The 16,515-nt window shown below is 71.4% G+C and carries 12 protein-coding genes and 1 pseudogene; 1 reads left to right on the top strand and 12 read right to left on the bottom strand.

Annotated features, from left to right (window positions below):
* Positions 1-104 precede the first annotated feature (104 nt).
* The 8 genes from topA to bldG all read right to left on the bottom strand — a co-directional run bounded on the left by topA (position 105) and on the right by bldG (position 11,962).
* Complete coding sequence (gene topA, locus ABKA17_RS17050) at positions 105-2,921, bottom strand: type I DNA topoisomerase (RefSeq protein ID WP_353692892.1); 2,817 nt, start codon at positions 2,919-2,921, stop codon at positions 105-107.
* A gap of 247 nt (positions 2,922-3,168) precedes the next feature.
* Positions 3,169-3,366 (bottom strand): hypothetical protein, encoded by a 198-nt coding sequence (locus tag ABKA17_RS17045; RefSeq protein WP_353692891.1) that lies wholly within the window; start codon positions 3,364-3,366, stop codon positions 3,169-3,171.
* A gap of 143 nt (positions 3,367-3,509) precedes the next feature.
* The gene (locus ABKA17_RS17040) at positions 3,510-5,813 is read right to left on the bottom strand and encodes a serine/threonine-protein kinase (RefSeq protein WP_353692890.1); all 2,304 of its coding nucleotides are present in this window, start codon (positions 5,811-5,813) and stop codon (positions 3,510-3,512) included.
* A 184-nt stretch (positions 5,814-5,997) separates the two neighbouring features.
* Positions 5,998-7,521, bottom strand: a complete 1,524-nt coding sequence (locus ABKA17_RS17035; RefSeq protein WP_353692889.1) for a DUF7059 domain-containing protein — start codon at positions 7,519-7,521, stop codon at positions 5,998-6,000.
* Between the two features lie 64 nt (positions 7,522-7,585).
* Positions 7,586-8,176, bottom strand: a complete 591-nt coding sequence (locus ABKA17_RS17030; protein ID WP_353692888.1) for a small secreted protein — start codon at positions 8,174-8,176, stop codon at positions 7,586-7,588.
* Positions 8,177-8,371: 195 nt separating this feature from the next.
* Positions 8,372-10,777, bottom strand: coding sequence for a sodium-translocating pyrophosphatase (locus ABKA17_RS17025; protein WP_353692887.1), 2,406 nt, complete (start codon positions 10,775-10,777; stop codon positions 8,372-8,374).
* A gap of 288 nt (positions 10,778-11,065) precedes the next feature.
* A complete protein-coding gene (locus tag ABKA17_RS17020; RefSeq protein WP_353692886.1) occupies positions 11,066-11,503 on the bottom strand; it encodes an ATP-binding protein in 438 nt (145 codons plus the stop codon).
* Between the two features lie 117 nt (positions 11,504-11,620).
* Positions 11,621-11,962: an anti-sigma factor antagonist BldG gene (gene bldG, locus ABKA17_RS17015; protein ID WP_005475923.1), complete on the bottom strand. Its 342-nt coding sequence runs from the start codon at positions 11,960-11,962 to the stop codon at positions 11,621-11,623.
* Between the two features lie 82 nt (positions 11,963-12,044).
* Between bldG and ABKA17_RS17010 the strand changes: the two genes are divergently transcribed.
* On the top strand, positions 12,045-14,738 hold the full coding sequence (locus tag ABKA17_RS17010) for a DEAD/DEAH box helicase (RefSeq protein WP_353692885.1): 2,694 nt from the start codon (positions 12,045-12,047) through the stop codon (positions 14,736-14,738).
* Here ABKA17_RS17010 and ABKA17_RS17005 read toward each other — a convergent pair.
* The 4 genes and pseudogenes from ABKA17_RS17005 to ABKA17_RS16990 form a co-directional block, all read right to left on the bottom strand.
* Positions 14,689-15,069, bottom strand: a pseudogene (locus tag ABKA17_RS17005) (Rv3654c family TadE-like protein); the annotation flags it as partial. The gene ABKA17_RS17010 and the pseudogene ABKA17_RS17005 sit on opposite strands and share 50 nt — an antisense overlap.
* Entirely contained in the window at positions 15,066-15,422 is a 357-nt protein-coding gene (locus ABKA17_RS17000) for a TadE family type IV pilus minor pilin (protein ID WP_353692884.1), read from the bottom strand. The gene ABKA17_RS17000 and the pseudogene ABKA17_RS17005, both read right to left, overlap by 4 nt.
* Positions 15,409-15,618, bottom strand: a complete 210-nt coding sequence (locus ABKA17_RS16995) for a DUF4244 domain-containing protein (protein WP_353692883.1) — start codon at positions 15,616-15,618, stop codon at positions 15,409-15,411. Before ABKA17_RS16995 ends, ABKA17_RS17000 begins: the two co-directional genes overlap by 14 nt.
* Before the next feature lie 70 nt (positions 15,619-15,688).
* Positions 15,689-16,474 carry a type II secretion system F family protein gene (locus ABKA17_RS16990; RefSeq protein WP_353692882.1) on the bottom strand — a complete coding sequence of 262 codons (786 nt, stop codon included), beginning with the start codon at positions 16,472-16,474 and terminating at the stop codon, positions 15,689-15,691.
* Positions 16,475-16,515 lie beyond the last annotated feature (41 nt).

The following is a 16,515-nucleotide window of genomic DNA, read 5'->3' as shown; positions in this document are numbered from 1 at the left end:
ACCGATGCCGGGGCGTTCGTTTTGCGAACCCGGGGTGAAGGTCCGCGGCGCAACTCGGTCACATCAGCCGCGCCCGACCCACCGAGCGCGTCCCGTTCCGTGCCTCAGTCGTCGGACGCAGTCTTCGAAGCGGCCGCCTTCTTCGCGGTGGCGGTCGTCTTCTTGGCGGCCGTCGTCTTCGCCGCGGTCTTCTTGGCAGCCGTCTTCTTGGCCGGAGCCTTCTTGGCGGCGGCCTTCTTCGCGGGAGCCTTCTTCGCCGTCTTCTTGGCGGGCGCCTTCGCCCGCTTCTCGGCGAGGAGTTCGTAGCCGCGCTCCGGGGTGATGTCCTCGACGCTGTCGCCGGAGCGCAGGGTCGCGTTGGTCTCCCCGTCGGTCACATACGGCCCGAAGCGGCCGTCCTTGACCACGACCGGCTTCTCGCTGACCGGGTCGGTACCCAGCTCCTTCAGCGGCGGCTTGGCGGCCGCGCGGCCCCGCTGCTTGGGCTGGGAGTAGATCTCCAGCGCCTCTTCGAGGGTGATGGTGAAGAGCTGGTCCTCGGTCTGGAGCGAGCGCGAGTCCGTGCCCTTCTTCAGGTACGGCCCGTAGCGCCCGTTCTGCGCGGTGATCTCCTGGCCCTCGGCGTCGGCGCCGACGACGCGCGGCAGCGACATCAGCTTGAGGGCGTCCGCGAGGGTCACGGTGTCCAGCGCCATCGACTTGAACAGCGAGGCCGTACGCGGCTTCACGGCGTTCTTGCCGGTCTTCGGGGTGCCCTCGGGGAGCACCTCGGTGACGTAGGGCCCGTAGCGGCCGTCCCGCGCGATGATCTGGTGGCCCGTCACCGGGTCGGCGCCCAGCTCGAAGTCACCGCTCGGCTTGGCGAGCAGCTCCTCCGCGAGCTCGATGGAGAGCTCGTCCGGGGCGAGGTCCTCGGGGACGTCCGCGCGCTGGTGGCCCTCGGCGTCCTTCTCACCGCGCTCGATGTACGGCCCGTAGCGGCCGACCCGCAGCACGATGTCGTTGCCCACCGGGAACGACGACACTTCGCGCGCGTCGATCGCGCCCAGGTCGGTCACGAGCTCCTTGAGACCGCCGAGGTGGTCCCCGTCGCCGTTGCCGGCGACCGCCGCACCGCCCTCGGTGCCCTCGCCGAAGTAGAACCGCTTGAGCCACGGCACGGACTTCGCCTCACCGCGCGCGATGCGGTCGAGGTCGTCCTCCATCTTGGCGGTGAAGTCGTAGTCGACGAGCCGCCCGAAGTGCTTCTCCAGCAGGTTGACCACGGCGAAGGACAGGAAGGACGGCACGAGTGCCGTGCCCTTCTTGAAGACATAGCCGCGGTCGAGGATGGTGCCGATGATCGAGGCGTACGTCGACGGGCGGCCGATCTCGCGCTCTTCGAGCTCCTTGACCAGGCTGGCCTCGGTGTAGCGGGCCGGGGGCTTGGTGGCGTGCCCGTCGACCGTGATCTCCTCGGCGCCGAGCCGGTCGCCCTCGCTGACCTGGGGCAGCCGGCGCTCGCGGTCGTCCAGCTCCGCGTTCGGGTCGTCCGCGCCCTCGACGTAGGCCTTGAGGAAGCCGTGGAAGGTGATCGTCTTGCCGGAGGCGCTGAACTCGACGTCCCGGCCGTCGGCGGCGGTGCCGGCGATCTTCACGGTCACGGAGTTGCCGACCGCGTCCTTCATCTGGGAGGCGACGGTCCGCTTCCAGATCAGCTCGTAGAGCTTGAACTGGTCGCCGGTCAGTCCGGTCTCGGCGGGCGTGCGGAAACGATCACCCGAGGGGCGGATCGCCTCGTGCGCCTCCTGCGCGTTCTTGACCTTCCCGGCGTACGTCCGCGGGGCCGAGGGCAGGTAGTCGGCGCCGTACAGCTGCGTGACCTGCGCGCGGGCCGCGGACACGGCGGTGTCGCTGAGCGTCGTGGAGTCCGTACGCATATAGGTGATGAAGCCGTTCTCGTACAGCTTCTGCGCGACCTGCATGGTCGCCTTCGCCCCGAAGCCGAGCTTGCGCGAGGCCTCCTGCTGGAGCGTCGTCGTACGGAACGGGGCGTACGGCGAGCGGCGGTACGGCTTGGACTCGACCGAGCGGACGGCGAACTGCGTCTGCTCCAGGCCGGCGGCGAGCGCGCGGGCGTTCGCCTCGTCGAGGTGGAGGGTGTTGGCGCCCTTGATCTGGCCCAGGGAGTCGAAGTCGCGGCCCTGTGCGACCCGCTTGCCGTCGACGCTCTGGAGGCGGGCGACGAGGGTCGACGGGTCGCTCGGGTCGCCCGCGCGGCCGGTCGAGAAGGTGCCCGTCAGGTCCCAGTACTCGGCGGAACGGAACGCGATGCGCTCGCGCTCCCGCTCGACGACGAGCCGGGTGGCGACGGACTGGACGCGACCCGCCGACAGCCGCGGCATGACCTTCTTCCACAGGACCGGCGAGACCTCGTAGCCGTAGAGACGGTCGAGGATACGGCGGGTCTCCTGGGCGTCGACCAGCTTCTGGTTGAGCTCGCGCGGGTTGGCCACGGCGGCCTGGATCGCGGCCTTGGTGATCTCGTGGAAGACCATCCGCTTGACCGGGACCTTGGGCTTGAGCACTTCCTGGAGGTGCCACGCGATGGCCTCGCCCTCGCGGTCCTCATCGGTGGCGAGGAAGAGCTCGTCGGAGTCCTTCAGCAGGTCCTTGAGCTTCTTGACCTGGGCGCGCTTGTCGGCGTTGACGACATAGATCGGCTCGAAGTCGTGCTCGACGTCCACGCCGAGCCGGCGGACCTCGCCGGTGTACTTCTCCGGCACCTCCGCGGCGCCGTTGGGGAGGTCGCGGATGTGCCCGACGCTCGCCTCGACGACGTAACCAGGGCCCAGATAGCCCTTGATCGTCTTCGCCTTGGCAGGCGACTCGACGATGACGAGTCGGCGGCCGCCCTTTGCGGTCTCGCTGGTCGGGGACAACTTCGCTCTTCTCTCCGGTCGACGCTGGGGCCTCCCCAGGCGCCTTCTTCCCGGGGTCGGGTCATGGTGACGCTGCGGAGTGTGACGGTACATCCCGCCCCCGTGTCAAACGGGAAAAGCCCGCAACGGCCACTCGAACGGTAACCCGACTACCGCCATTCCTGCCGCCCGGTGTACCCACCGGCTATTTCGAGCCTGACCGGAGGGCGACCTCCCGATTAGCGGGACCTCGGCCTTTCCCCGCTCCTCAGATACGGGAAAGGCAGTATGCGCCGAGGGCGAGCGCGACCACCGCGGCGAGGCCCGCGAGGGTCGCCGATGCGACGGGGTTCACACCGTGCGCGACGGGTTCGCGCTGCCGCACCCGGGTCGCCGTCCACATCAGAAGCCCGCCTCCGAACAGGGCGAACACCACCCCCGCGAAGATCGCCGGTCCCCTCTCCATGCCGCCCTCTGCCCCCTTTTGCACCGTCCGCGCGTGTCCAGCCCCGGGAGGTTGACACGCGTGGGCGGCGGCCAGGCGAACCCGAGGTGAACGCCGGGCCGACGCCGCTGTGGACTGTCCGGGCGGCTCGTCGGCGGCCGGGCTCAGACGGAGCCGGGCGCGGGTATCTTTCCGGTCGTCTTGCCGTTGTCGGCCCGTCCCACGGTGCACACGGCCTTCTTGAAGCCGAGTTTCCAGTCGTCCTCATCGGCCACCCAGCCGAACACGGCCCGCTCCGAACCCGGCGCCCAGGTCGACTCGAATTTGTTGCCGCACAGCTTGGTCGCGCTGTCGACGCCTTTCTCGTAACTCAGGCTTCCGGGCACCTGAACCATCCCTATGACCTGGTCGGTATGGGGTTTGGCGCAGTCGGTGAGCGGCGCGTTGTAACCGTCCTCCTCTTCCTCGTAGACCCAGCAGTCGCCGACGCTCATCTGACCGACCCACAGGTTGGAGCCCTCGTCGCGGAACCGGCCCACTTCACCGCCGATCGCGGCATGGCGGCCCAGTACGAGACATGCCGTACCGCTGTTGGCCGTGGTGAAGCCCTCCTTGGTCGGTACGACGGCGTAGCCGGCCGCGTCCGGCAGGGCGTCGACCACCGCGCGCGTCTGGTTCGCACAGCGCCCGGCCCCCTCGGCGGCCGCGTCGGCGGCGTCGGTGGCCGTGTCCACCGCCACGACCTGACCGTCGGGCCAGTCCTCGGAGCAGCTCACCTTGCCGAGGTTCGGCACCGACTTGAAAGGCGTCCCCGACCAGACCGCCTGCACACAGTCGCCGGTCTCCAGCGGCTCGCTGAGCCCGACGACATCGCCGTACGGCAGCACGGGCCCGGTCGGCGGGGGCGAGGACTTGGGCACGCCGGAGGTGGCCGGCTTCTTCTGTGTGGCGTTGCTGCCGTCGCCGGAGTCCCCGGTGAGCGAGACGGCCAGCCAGGTCCCGCCCGCGACGACGAGCACGGCGGCCACGACGAGCGCGACGAGGGCCAGCCGCTTCTTCGCGGGGTCGGAAGGGCCGGGCGGCCCGCCACCGGCCCCGCCCGTGCCCCAGCCGGCGCCATAGGTGCCGCCCGCGTAGGGCGGAGTGGGGCCTCCCGGGTAGGGCGTCGGGCCGCCGCTTCCCGCGTACGGGCCGTACGGTCCGGGGCCGCCGCTCCCGCCGGTCGGCGACTGGGCGTAGGGATTGCCGGGCGCCGCGGACTGCTGTGGCGTGGCGCCCTGCCGCCACGGGTCGTACGGCACCCCGGGCGCCCCGCCCGGCGCCCCCGCGGGCGTGGCGGGACCGCCGCCACCGGGACCCGCGGTCCCCGGTGTGGCCGGGCCCAGCGCCCCCTGGGGCGTGCCCGCCGGTGTGTGCGGGGTCTGCGGGGTGCTCGGCGTCGGCAGCGCACCCGGCGTCTGCGGTGTCGCCGCCCCGAACCCCGGCGTCACCGCTCCGAACCCCTCGGGCGGCGGCCCGTAGCCTCCCGGCGCCCCTCCGGGCCCCGCCGCACCGGACGCCGCCGTGCCGGTGCCGGGCGCCGCGGGCCAGGCCGGTGAAGCGCCCTGTACGACCCGCTCCAACCCCCGCGCCACCGTCTCCGGCGACGACCTGCGCACCGGGTCCTTCACCAGCAACCCCTGGAGCACCGGCGCGAGTTCGCCGGCCCGCACCGGAGCCGTCGGTTCCTCCCCGAGCAGCGCCGTCAGGGTCGCGTAGTCACCGTGCCGGTCGAAGGGGCCGCGGCCCTCCACGGCGGAGTACAGGGTCGCGCCCAGGGAGAACAGATCCGCGGCCGGGGTCGGCGGCTCCCCACGCGCCCGTTCCGGAGCGAGATAGCCGGGTGTCCCGAGGATGCCCGCGGTGGCGGTGAGCCGGGGCTCGCGGGACTCCGGTTGCAGCGCGATGCCGTAGTCCGTGAGCAGCACGCGTGCGTACGGGTCGCCCGAGGCGTCCGACGCCAGCAGGATGTTGGCCGGTTTCACATCCCTGTGGAGGATGCCGATCCGGTGCCCGGCGGTCAGCGCGTCGAGCACGGCGAGCCCGATGCGGGCCGCCTGGGCGGGCGGCAGCGGCCCCGAACGCCGTACGACCGCCTGAAGGTCGACCGCGTCCGGCACGTACTCCATGACGATCCACGGCAGCCCCTCGTAGACCACCACGTCGTGCACCGTCGCGACATGCGGGTGGCCGCGCAGCCGCGCCGCGTGCCGGGCCTCGCTGCGGGCCCGCGCGATGCGCTGCGCGGGCTCGGTCGCGTCCATCGGCACGTCCGGAAGCGCGATCTCCTTCATCGCGACCTCGCAGGCCAACTCCTCGTCGTACGCGAGCCAGACCCGGCCCATGCCGCCCGCGCCGAGCGTCCGCAGCAGCCGGTAGCGCCCGTTGATGACCCTGCCTTCGCCCTGTTCCGGCGTATCCCCCACCATCACGCCTCCCCCCGAGACCCGAGTCGGCGTGCCTCCCCCGAGGACGCGTGGACTCTGTCTCTCGAAGGTAGCTTCGCACCCACCACTGACAGGAGACCTTTTCAGGATCAATCCCGCCAGACCGGGCACGCTGACCCCACGGGCGCGCGTTCACCTCACGGGTCACGCCGGATCAAGGCACCGGTCACGCCGGATCGAGGAATCCCTGCTCCACGAGCACCCGGATCTGCGCGGGCGTACGGTCTCGCAGCAACACCGGGTCCTCGCCCACCAGTTGCGCGATGGCGTCCAGGATCCGCCCCGCGCTCAGCGAGCCGTCGCACACGCCGGCGAAGCCCGCGCCGACCGTGTCCACCTTGGTGGCCCGGCGCATCCCGCGGTTCTGCCGCAGCACGACATGCTCGGGGTCCTCGGCGCCGGGCAGCCCGACCTGCTCCTGGACGATCTCGGGGGCGAGCTTGAAGTGGCCCGCGAGCAGGGCCGCGTCATCGTGTTCGCGCAGGTAGTCGAGGCGCTCGAAGTGCGCCCGGACCGTGTCGCCGAGCGGCTGCTCGACCGGGTGCGGCCACTCCTCGGCGACGACCGAGGGCACGGCGGCGCCCGTCCTGCGCAGGGTGATCCAGCCGAACCCGACGGCCTTCACCTTGCGCGCCTCGAACTCGTCCAGCCAGGCGTCGTACAGCGCCTGGTACTCGACCGGGTCCCCGCGGTGGTCCCCGGCGTCCCTGAGCCACAGCTCGGCGTACTGCGTGACGTCCTGCACCTCGCGCTGCACGATCCACGCGTCGCACCCGCGCGGCACCCAGGAGCGGATGCGGTCCTGCCAGTCCTCCCCCTCCACGTGCTGCCAGTTGGCGAGGAACTGCGCGAACCCGCCCTCGTTCAGCCGCTCCCCCGCCTGCTGAACGAGCGACCGGCACAGATCGTCCCCGCCCATCCCGCCGTCCCGGTACGTCAGCCGCGCGGTCGGCGAGATCACGAAGGGCGGGTTGGAGACGATCAGGTCGTACGTCTCCCCGTCCTTGACCGGCTCGAACAGCGAGCCCTCCCGCAGCTCGGCCGCCGGGGCGCCGGAGAGCGCCAGCGTGAGCCCGGTGATGTGCAGCGCGCGCGGGTTCAGGTCGGTCGCCGTCACGCGCGTGGCGTGCTGCGCGGCGTGCAGCGCCTGGATGCCGGAGCCGGCCCCGAGGTCGAGGGCGGCGCCGACGGGCGTACGCACGGTGATGCCCGCGAGGGTCGTGGACGCCCCGCCGACCCCGAGGACGACGCCCTCGTCGCGGCTGCCGATGCCCCCGGCGCCCCCGACGGCACACCCCAGGTCCGACACGATGAACCAGTCCTCGCCGCCGGGTCCGCCGTAGGGCCGTACGTCCACGGTCGCGGCGACCTCGTCACCGGACGGCCCGCCGGCCCGCGCGAGCCAGCCGCCCTCCAGACACGCGTCCAGGGGCAGAACGTCCGCCACGCGCGCGTGCGGCACCGGCTGCTGGAGCAGGAAGAGCCGGACGAGCACCTCCAGCGGCGTGTCCCCGCGGGTCGCCCGCAGCGCGGGCACGGTCTCGCTGCGCGCGAGCGCCGCGTACGCGGGCGCACCGAGCAGTTCGAGCAGCCCGTCGGCGGTGAAGGAGGCCCCCAGAAGGGCGTCCCGCAGGCGCGCGGCGACGTCGGGGCGGTCGGAGGGCAGGGGGGCAAGGCTGGCGTTACTCACTCCCCCATTGTGAACCGGCGCCGCAGGCGATGCCTACGGCGCCGGGGCCACGCGAGGGTGGATGTCAGCCGGTGGTGGCCGACGGCGCGGCGGAGGCGCTCTTGCAGCTCTCCTGCTGCGCCATCGCCTTGCCGACGTCACCCTCCTCAAGGGTCTTGAGGGCGTCGCTGCCGCTGGTGCTCAGCTTGTCGAGCTCGGTCGCGATGTCCTTGAGGCCGTCGGCGAACTTCCCCTGGTCCTTGGTGTCGAGGTCGGCGACCTGCTTCTGGAGGGAGGCGTAGGACGCGGAGATGCTGTTGAGCTCCTTGACCGCGTTCTTCTGCTTCGTCTCGCCGTTGTCGACGTCCGGCGCCCCGGCCTTGGTGACCGCGGCCCCGATCGCCTTGTAGGCGTCGGACATGTCCTGGAAGGCCTGCGCGTCGGTCTTCTGGACCTCCTCCGGCGTGCTGTTGTCCGAGGTCTCCTTCTGGATCGCGGCGTTGGCGGCCTCGATCTTCTTGGCCTGCGGCTGTACGGCGTCGCAGACCTCCTTGGCCCAGGAGTTCAGCTTGTCGCTGTTGTCGTCGCTGCTGCATCCCGACAGCGCCAGTACCAGTACCGCACCGCCGGACAGTGCGGCCGCGAGCTTCTTGTTCACCGGATTGGTCCCTTCCATGGCTCTCGGCCCCGGAAGATACACGCCGGACGGCCCCCGTCCGCGCGCCGGACATCCGTATAGACATCTTTTGTAACCATTTGCACCAAGAGAGAGAAGGCTCACGGTGCGGGCGTAAACACACGAGGGGCGGGCGGGCGACGCGTCAACGCGCGCCGCCCGCCCGCCCCTTGAGCAGGACCGTCGTAAGACCGCCTACGAAACCACCGCGGGATCGGCCGAGTTGGCCACCCGCTTGGCCTTCTCCTCGTCCCCTACTGCGATTCCGCGCCGCTTGGAGACGTAGACCGCCCCGACGATCACGAGGAGCGAGAGCACGGCGATGGTGATCCGTACACCGATGCTCTTGTCCTCGCCGTAGCTGAACTTGATGACCGCGGGCGCGATGAGCAGCGCGACGAGGTTCATCACCTTCAGCAGGGGGTTGATCGCGGGACCGGCGGTGTCCTTGAAGGGGTCGCCGACCGTGTCGCCGATCACGGTGGCGGCGTGGGCCTCGCTGCCCTTGCCGCCGTGGTGACCGTCCTCGACGAGCTTCTTGGCGTTGTCCCAGGCACCACCGGAGTTCGCGAGGAACACCGCCATGAGCGTGCCCGTGCCGATCGCGCCCGCCAGATACGAGCCGAGCGCGCCGACGCCGAGCGTGAACCCGATGAAGATGGGCGCCATCACGGCCAGCAGACCGGGTGTGGTGAGCTCGCGCAGGGCATCCCTGGTGCAGATGTCGACGACCTTGCCGTACTCCGGCTTCTCGCTGTAGTCCATGATCCCGGGCCGCTCGCGGAACTGCCGCCGCACCTCGTACACCACGGCACCCGCCGACCGCGAGACGGCGTTGATGGCGAGTCCGGAGAAGAGGAAGACGACCGCGGCGCCCGCGATGAGGCCGACGAGGTTGTTGGGCTGCGAGATGTCCATCATCAGGTTCATCGGGGCGCCCTCGCCGGACACCTTCTCGCCGACGTCCTGCGCGCCCGTGACGATGGCGTCGCGGTACGACCCGAAGAGCGCCGACGCCGCCAGGACGGCGGTGGCGATGGCGATGCCCTTGGTGATGGCCTTGGTGGTGTTGCCGACCGCGTCCAGGTTGGTGAGCACCTGCGCGCCCGCGCCCTCGACGTCGCCGGACATCTCGGCGATGCCCTGCGCGTTGTCGGAGACCGGCCCGAAGGTGTCCATGGCGACGATCACACCGACCGTGGTGAGCAGACCGGTGCCGGCCAGTGCCACCGCGAACAGCGCCAGCATGATCGACGTACCGCCGAGCAGGAACGCCCCGTAGACGCCGAGGCCGATCAACAGGGCGGTGTAGACGGCCGATTCCAGACCGATCGAGATACCGGCGAGGACGACGGTGGCGGGCCCCGTGAGCGAGGTCTTGCCGATGTCCTGGACGGGGCGGCGGTTGGTCTCGGTGAAGTAGCCCGTCAGCTGCTGGATGACGGCGGCCAGCAGGATGCCGATGCCCACCGCGACGAGCGCGAGGATCCGCGGGTCGCCGTCCTTGGCCGTGATCGCCGTGTCGGTGACCCCGTCGAGGTCGGCGTACGACGACGGCAGGTAGGCGAACACCGCGATCGCGACGAGCACGATCGAGATCACCGCGGAGATGAAGAACCCGCGGTTGATCGCCGTCATGCCACTGCGGTCGGACCGGCGCGGCGCCACCGCGAAGATGCCGATCATGGCCGTGAGCACGCCGATCGCCGGTACCAGCAGTGGGAAGGCGAGTCCGGCGTCGCCGAAGGCGGCCATGCCGAGGATCAGCGCGGCGACCAGGGTCACGGCGTACGACTCGAAGAGGTCGGCCGCCATGCCCGCGCAGTCGCCGACGTTGTCGCCCACGTTGTCGGCGATGGTCGCGGCATTGCGCGGGTCGTCCTCCGGAATGCCCTGCTCGACCTTGCCGACCAGGTCGGCGCCGACGTCGGCGGCCTTGGTGAAGATGCCGCCGCCGACTCGCATGAACATGGCGATCAGGGCGGCCCCGAGGCCGAAGCCCTCCAGCACCTTCGGCGCGTCGGCCGCGTACACGAGCACCACGCAGGAGGCACCCAGCAGACCGAGGCCCACCGTGAACATGCCGACGACGCCGCCCGTACGGAAAGCGATCTTCATTGCTTTGTGCGAGACGGCGGTGAGATCCTTTTCCGGCTCACCTTCCGCAGGTGTCGCTTCCCGTGCCGCCGCGGCAACGCGCACATTGCTGCGCACGGCGAGCCACATGCCGATATAGCCGGTGGCCGCCGAGAACGCCGCGCCGATCAAGAAGAAGACGGATCGACCGGCGCGCTGATTCCAGTCGTCCGCGGGCAGCAGCATGAGCAGGAAGAACACGACCACGGCGAAAACGCCGAGCGTGCGCAACTGCCGGGCCAGATAGGCGTTGGCGCCTTCCTGGATCGCCGTCGCGATCTTCTTCATGCTGTCGGTACCCTCGCCCGCCGCGAGCACCTGGCGTACCAGGATGCCCGCGACCACGAGCGCGGCCAGCGCGACGGCGGCGATCACCCAGATGATGATCCGGTTGTCGTCGGTCAGAACCGCGGCTGCGAGGGAAGTGGGATGGTCCAACTGATGAGGGGTAGAAAGCCCCGCCATTCGTCCTCCTTGACGCCTGTGCTGAGCTCAAGATGTGGACGGATTGTAGGTAGCGGAACCTGATCAAAACAGTACGCGGTAAACGGAATTGGCCTTCACATGCTCTTCAGCAAATGATCGACGTCACGACATGGAACCCGAAAGAGCTAATGCCTCAAAGGCATTGACGCCTACATTGGCGCTTGATCGAATTATCGGGCGATTGATCGTGAATTCTTTCACGAATTCGATGGCAAAAAGAAAGGGCCCTGCTGAGCAGGGCCCTCGATGTCTTCTACGACGGTGAGATCAGGGGAGCGCCGCGGCCGGCGGAGTGGTCGGCCAGGTCATACGGATCGACCCGCCGTGCTCCCCTGCGGTGACCTCCACGTCGTCGACCAGACCGCTGATGACCGCGAGGCCCATTTCGTCCTCGTCGGTCTCCGCGTCCGGATCCTCGGCGGCCCCGCCGGGCGCCCGGTCACCCGGGGCCGAGCGCGGCGCCTCGTCGCCGACCTCGATGGAGAACTGCTTCTCCTCCTCGATCAGCAGCACCTTCACAGGTGCGGTGATGCCGCTGTTCTGGTGCAGTCCGACGGCACGGGAACAGGCCTCGCCGACGGCGAGCCTGACCTCGTCGAGAACGGCCTCGTCCACTCCGGCCCTGCGCGCCACCGCGGCCGCCACCAGACGGGCGGTGCGGACGTGCTCGGGCAGCGCGCTGAAGCGGAGTTCAACGGTGGCCATGCATCCCCCTCGGAACTACGGGCGTGCTGTCGGGGGACCGGGCTGCCGAAAGCCCGGACCCCCCATGTACAACGGCCGCCCCGGGCTCGGTCCTTTTTCCGCGCCCGGGCCGGTTGGTCAGTCGGTGGCCGCCACCGCTTCGTCGACCGAGGTGTGGATCGGGAACACCTTGGTGAGACCGGTGATGCGGAAGATCTTCAGAATGCGCTCCTGGTTGCAGACCAGGCGCAGCGAGCCCTCATGGGCACGCACCCGCTTCAAGCCGCCGACCAGCACGCCGAGCCCGGTGGAGTCGAGGAAGTCCACGCCCTCCATGTCTACGACGAGGTGGAAACTCCCGTCGTTCACCAGCTCGACCAGCTGCTCGCGCAACTTGGGCGCGGTATATACGTCGATTTCGCCACCGACCTCGACGACCGTACGATCGCCGACGGTACGGGTCGACAGGGACAGGTCCACGGATCCTCCAGCACCTTGCTATCGAGCGGTCGTCCCGCGGGACACCTCGGCTTGAAGCCCCCAGGACGGTTCGCCAGCCGCGATGGCATTCAATCACTTACCGGCAGGCGTGCACGACGCCTTGGTCCCATTGTCCGTCACGCCAGTGACACACTCGGTGCCGATGGCCAAGAATCACCGAACCGATCGACCCTCGGCGGACCCCGTGTCCCGGCCGGAACCAGGCACGGTCCTGGACCGGCTCGCCTCCGGGCCGAGCCGGGCTGCGCGCATCACTCATACGGAGCACTTGCCCCCACGTGAGGGCCGCCATGCCCTCTGGCCTGACCGGATTCGCTCGGAGGTCGTGGCGGCCGTGCAGGCGGCGGGCGTCGCACACCCCTGGACCCATCAGGCACAGGCGGCCGAGCACGCCCTGGACGGCGACTCGGTGGTCGTCGCCACCGGAACCGCCTCCGGCAAGTCCCTGGCCTACCTCATGCCCGTCCTGTCGGCCCTCCTGGACGGTTCCGAGGCCCCGAACGGCCGCGGCGCCACCGCGCTCTACCTCGCCCCCACCAAGGCCCTCGCGGCGGACCAGTGCCGTTCTGTGAAGGAACTTTCACAACCGCTGGGCAATTCTGTTCGACCCGCGGTCTACGACGGCGACACCCCCTACGAGGAACGCGAGTGGATCCGCCAGTACGCCAACTACGTCCTGACCAACCCGGACATGCTGCACCGCGGCATCCTCCCGTCCCACCCCCGCTGGTCCTCCTTCCTGAAGGCGCTCAAGTACGTCGTCATCGACGAGGTCCACACCTACCGCGGCGTGTTCGGCTCCCACGTCGCCCAGGTCCTGCGCCGGCTGCGTCGCCTCTGCGCCCGCTACGGCGCCTCCCCGGTCTTCCTGCTGGCCTCCGCGACCGCCGCCGAACCCGCGGTCGCCGCCCGCCGCCTCACCGGCCTCCCCGTGGTCGAGGTGGCCGACGACGCCTCACCACGCGGTGAACTGGTGTTCGCCCTCTGGGAGCCCCCGCTCACCGAGCTGCACGGCGAGAAGGGCGCCCCGGTCCGCCGTTCGGCGACGGCCGAGACCGCGGACCTCCTGACCGACCTGACCGTGCAGGGCGTCCGCTCGGTCGCCTTCGTGCGCTCCCGGCGCGGCGCCGAGCTCATCTCGGTCATCGCCCAGGAGCGGCTGGCCGAGGTCGACCGCTCCCTGGCCCGACGCGTGGCGGCGTACCGCGGCGGCTACCTCCCGGAGGAGCGCCGCGCCCTGGAACAGGCCCTTCACTCCGGCGAGTTGCTGGGCCTCGCGGCGACCACGGCCCTGGAACTCGGCATCGACGTCTCCGGGTTGGACGCGGTCGTCATCGCCGGCTACCCCGGCACCCGAGCCTCCCTGTGGCAGCAGGCAGGCCGCGCGGGCCGCTCCGGACAGGGCGCCCTGGCGGTCCTGGTGGCCCGCGACGACCCCCTGGACACCTTCCTCGTCCACCATCCCGAGGCCCTCTTCGACCAGCCCGTGGAGTCCACGGTCCTCGACCCCGACAACCCGTACGTGCTGGCCCCGCACCTGTGCGCGGCGGCGGCGGAACTGCCGCTGACCGACGAGGACCTGGCCCTGTTCGGACCGGAGACCGAGGGCCTGCTGCCCCAACTGGAGGCCGCCAAGCTGCTGCGCCGCCGCACGAAGGCCTGGCACTGGACCCGCCGCGAAAGCGCCGCCGACCTCACCGACATCCGCGGCGGGGGCGGCAACCCGGTCCAGATCGTCGAGTCCGGCACGGGCCGCCTCCTGGGCACGGTCGACGCGGGCGCCGCGCACACGACCGTCCACGAGGGCGCGGTCCACCTCCACCAGGGCCGCACCTATGTCGTCCGCGCCCTGGACCTGGAGGACTCGGTGGCCCTGGTCGAGGAGGCGAACCCGTCGTACTCGACGGTGGCCCGCGACACGACGTCCATCTCCGTCCTGGAGACGGACGTCGAAGTCCCGTGGGGCCAGGGCCGGTTGTGCTACGGCTCGGTCGAGGTCACCAACCAGGTCGTCTCCTTCCTGCGCCGCCGGCTCATCACCGGCGAGGTACTGGGCGAGACGAAGCTCGACCTCCCTCCTCGTACGCTCCGCACACGCGCGGTCTGGTGGACGGTCACCGAGGACCAACTGGACGAGGCCCGCATCAACCCGGAGACCCTCGGCGGCGCCCTGCACGCGGCGGAACACGCGTCGATCGGCATGCTGCCCCTGTTCGCCACGTGCGACCGCTGGGACATCGGCGGCGTCTCGGTCCCGCTGCACCCCGACACCCTGCTCCCCACGGTCTTCGTCTACGACGGCCACCCCGGCGGCGCGGGCTTCGCCGAGCGCGCCTTCCACACCGCCCGCGCCTGGCTCACCGCCACCCGCCAGGCCATCGCCGCCTGCGAGTGCGACGCGGGCTGCCCGTCCTGCATCCAGTCCCCCAAGTGCGGCAACGGCAACGACCCGTTGCACAAGAGGGGGGCGGTGCGCTTGCTCACGGTGCTCTTGCGCGGTGCGCCGGAGGAGAAGGCGGAGGGGGCCCCTGCGCCGGAGGGACGGGGCCGGCCGGTGCCGGAAGACCAGGCTCCGCCGGGGCGGGGAGAGCTGGCTCCGCCGGGGCCGGGAGAGCTGGCGCCGGGAAAGCCGGCTAGGCCGGTGCCGGAGGGCCTGGCTCCGCCGGTTCCGGAAGAGGCGGCTCGGCCGGTCCCGGAAGAGGTGGCCCCGCCGGTCCCGGAAGAGGCTGGTCGGCCGGTCCCGCCCGGGCTCTGACCTCCGCCGCGAAGGGTCCGCGGCCCGCTCTCGCCGTGACGTCCGAGGTCTCGCCCACGATCGCGCAGCGCACGAGCCGGGTGCCCTGGGCCCGTGCCAGGCCTTCCGCCAGGGCACAGGCCCCCGTGCCGCCCTCCGTCCAGTGGTCGGCCGCCGCGAGGGCCGCCAGATCCGCGGCGCCCGCCGCGCGGTGCCGGGTCACGACGGCCTGCCCCAGGGCAAGCACGACGCCGAACACCACGCACAGCACGGCGATGGCCCCGACGCTCCAGACGGTGGCGGACCCGCGATCGGAGCCAAGACCCCGGTGCCACCGGAATCCCCGTCTCATGGACCCGCCCCCTCCACGGCCGCCACCGCCTCCTCCCGTACCTCGAAGGGCAGCCCGTGCAGGACCGGCGGCCTCGCCACGACCACCACGCGGACCCGGCCCTCCTCCCGGCCGACCGTGACCTTCGCACCGCGAGGTGCCGCCTCCCGGGCCACCTCGACGACCGCGCCGGCCGAGTCCTGCCGAGCAGCCGCCCGAGCCCCCGTGCGCGCGGCGTCCACGCACTGGATCTGTGCGGCCACCACGAGCAGCCCCCACACGAGTGCCGTCGCGAACATCACCAGCACGGGCAGCACCACGGCCGACTCCGCCGTCACGAACCCCCGGTCCGCGTCCCGCTCACATCCGCGCATCGAGCGCCTGCTTCACGATGGCCTGCAGCTCCGCGCTGACGGCTCCGCTGGTCACCACCTTGTAGAGAACGGCCGCGAACGCCACCGCCGCGACGATCCCCACCGCGTACTCCGAGGTGACCATCCCCACGTCCCGCCGCGCCGCACGCGCCGCGCACACCAGGGCACGCATCCGTGCCCGTACCGCCTTGTACATCTCAACCCCCGTAAAGGTCAGCTCTGTTCACCGCTACTTCTTGATCACCGGTCGTCGCTCACGTCCCGTGTCATCCACCACCCCCTCCCAGCACCCCGTCCGCCAGCCCGATCACCACGGGCAGCACACCGACCGCGATGAAGGCGGGCAGGAAACACAGCCCCACCGGCGCGGTCACCATCACCGCCGCCCGCCGGGCCCGTGCCGTCCCGGTGCGCGCCCACTCGGCCCGGGCCTCCGCGGCGAGCCGTGCGACCGGTGCGGCCGCGGGGAGTCCGGACTCGTCGGCGCGTTCCAGCAGCCGCGCCAGCGGACCGGCGCCCGGCAGCGCGGCCAGCCGTTGCCAGGACTCGCCGGGCGGCCCACCCAGCCGTACCTCCACGGCGCCCCGCGCGAGTGCCTCCCCGACCGGGCCGCCCAGCGCCTCGCCGACCGCCCGCGCCGCGATCACCGGGCCCGCGCCGGCCGCGATACAGGCCGCCAGCAGATCGGCGGCGAGCGGGAGTTGACGTACCGCCTCGTCGACGTCGTACGCCTCTCCCGGGGCCTGGGGGGTCTGCCGCCCGCGCCACCACCACAGCCCGCCGGCGCCGAGCAACCCGACCGCGACACCGACGACCCCACCGACCAGCACCCATCCGCCGGCCACCACACCCAGCGAGGGCAGCCACCGCCGCACGGCCGTCCGGACCTCAGCCCGGATGTCGGCGGACTCCGTCTCCCGTACGACCAGCCGTGCCAGCCGGCGCCGAAGCCTCCGCTCGCGCCGCACCCCGGCCACCCACCGGGCGAGCCACCCGAGCACCATCGCGGCGCCCGCGACCGCCCCCAGCCTGTGGACGACTTCCGCACTCACCACGCCCTCCTCTCCGAACCCCTCGCCGACTCCGCCCTCAC

The sequence above is a fragment of the Streptomyces sp. RG80 genome (assembly GCF_040446465.1).
GTDB lineage: Bacteria > Actinomycetota > Actinomycetes > Streptomycetales > Streptomycetaceae > Streptomyces.
The sequence above is the reverse complement of the archived record's forward strand: the minus strand, read 5'-3'. Positions and strand labels throughout refer to the sequence as shown.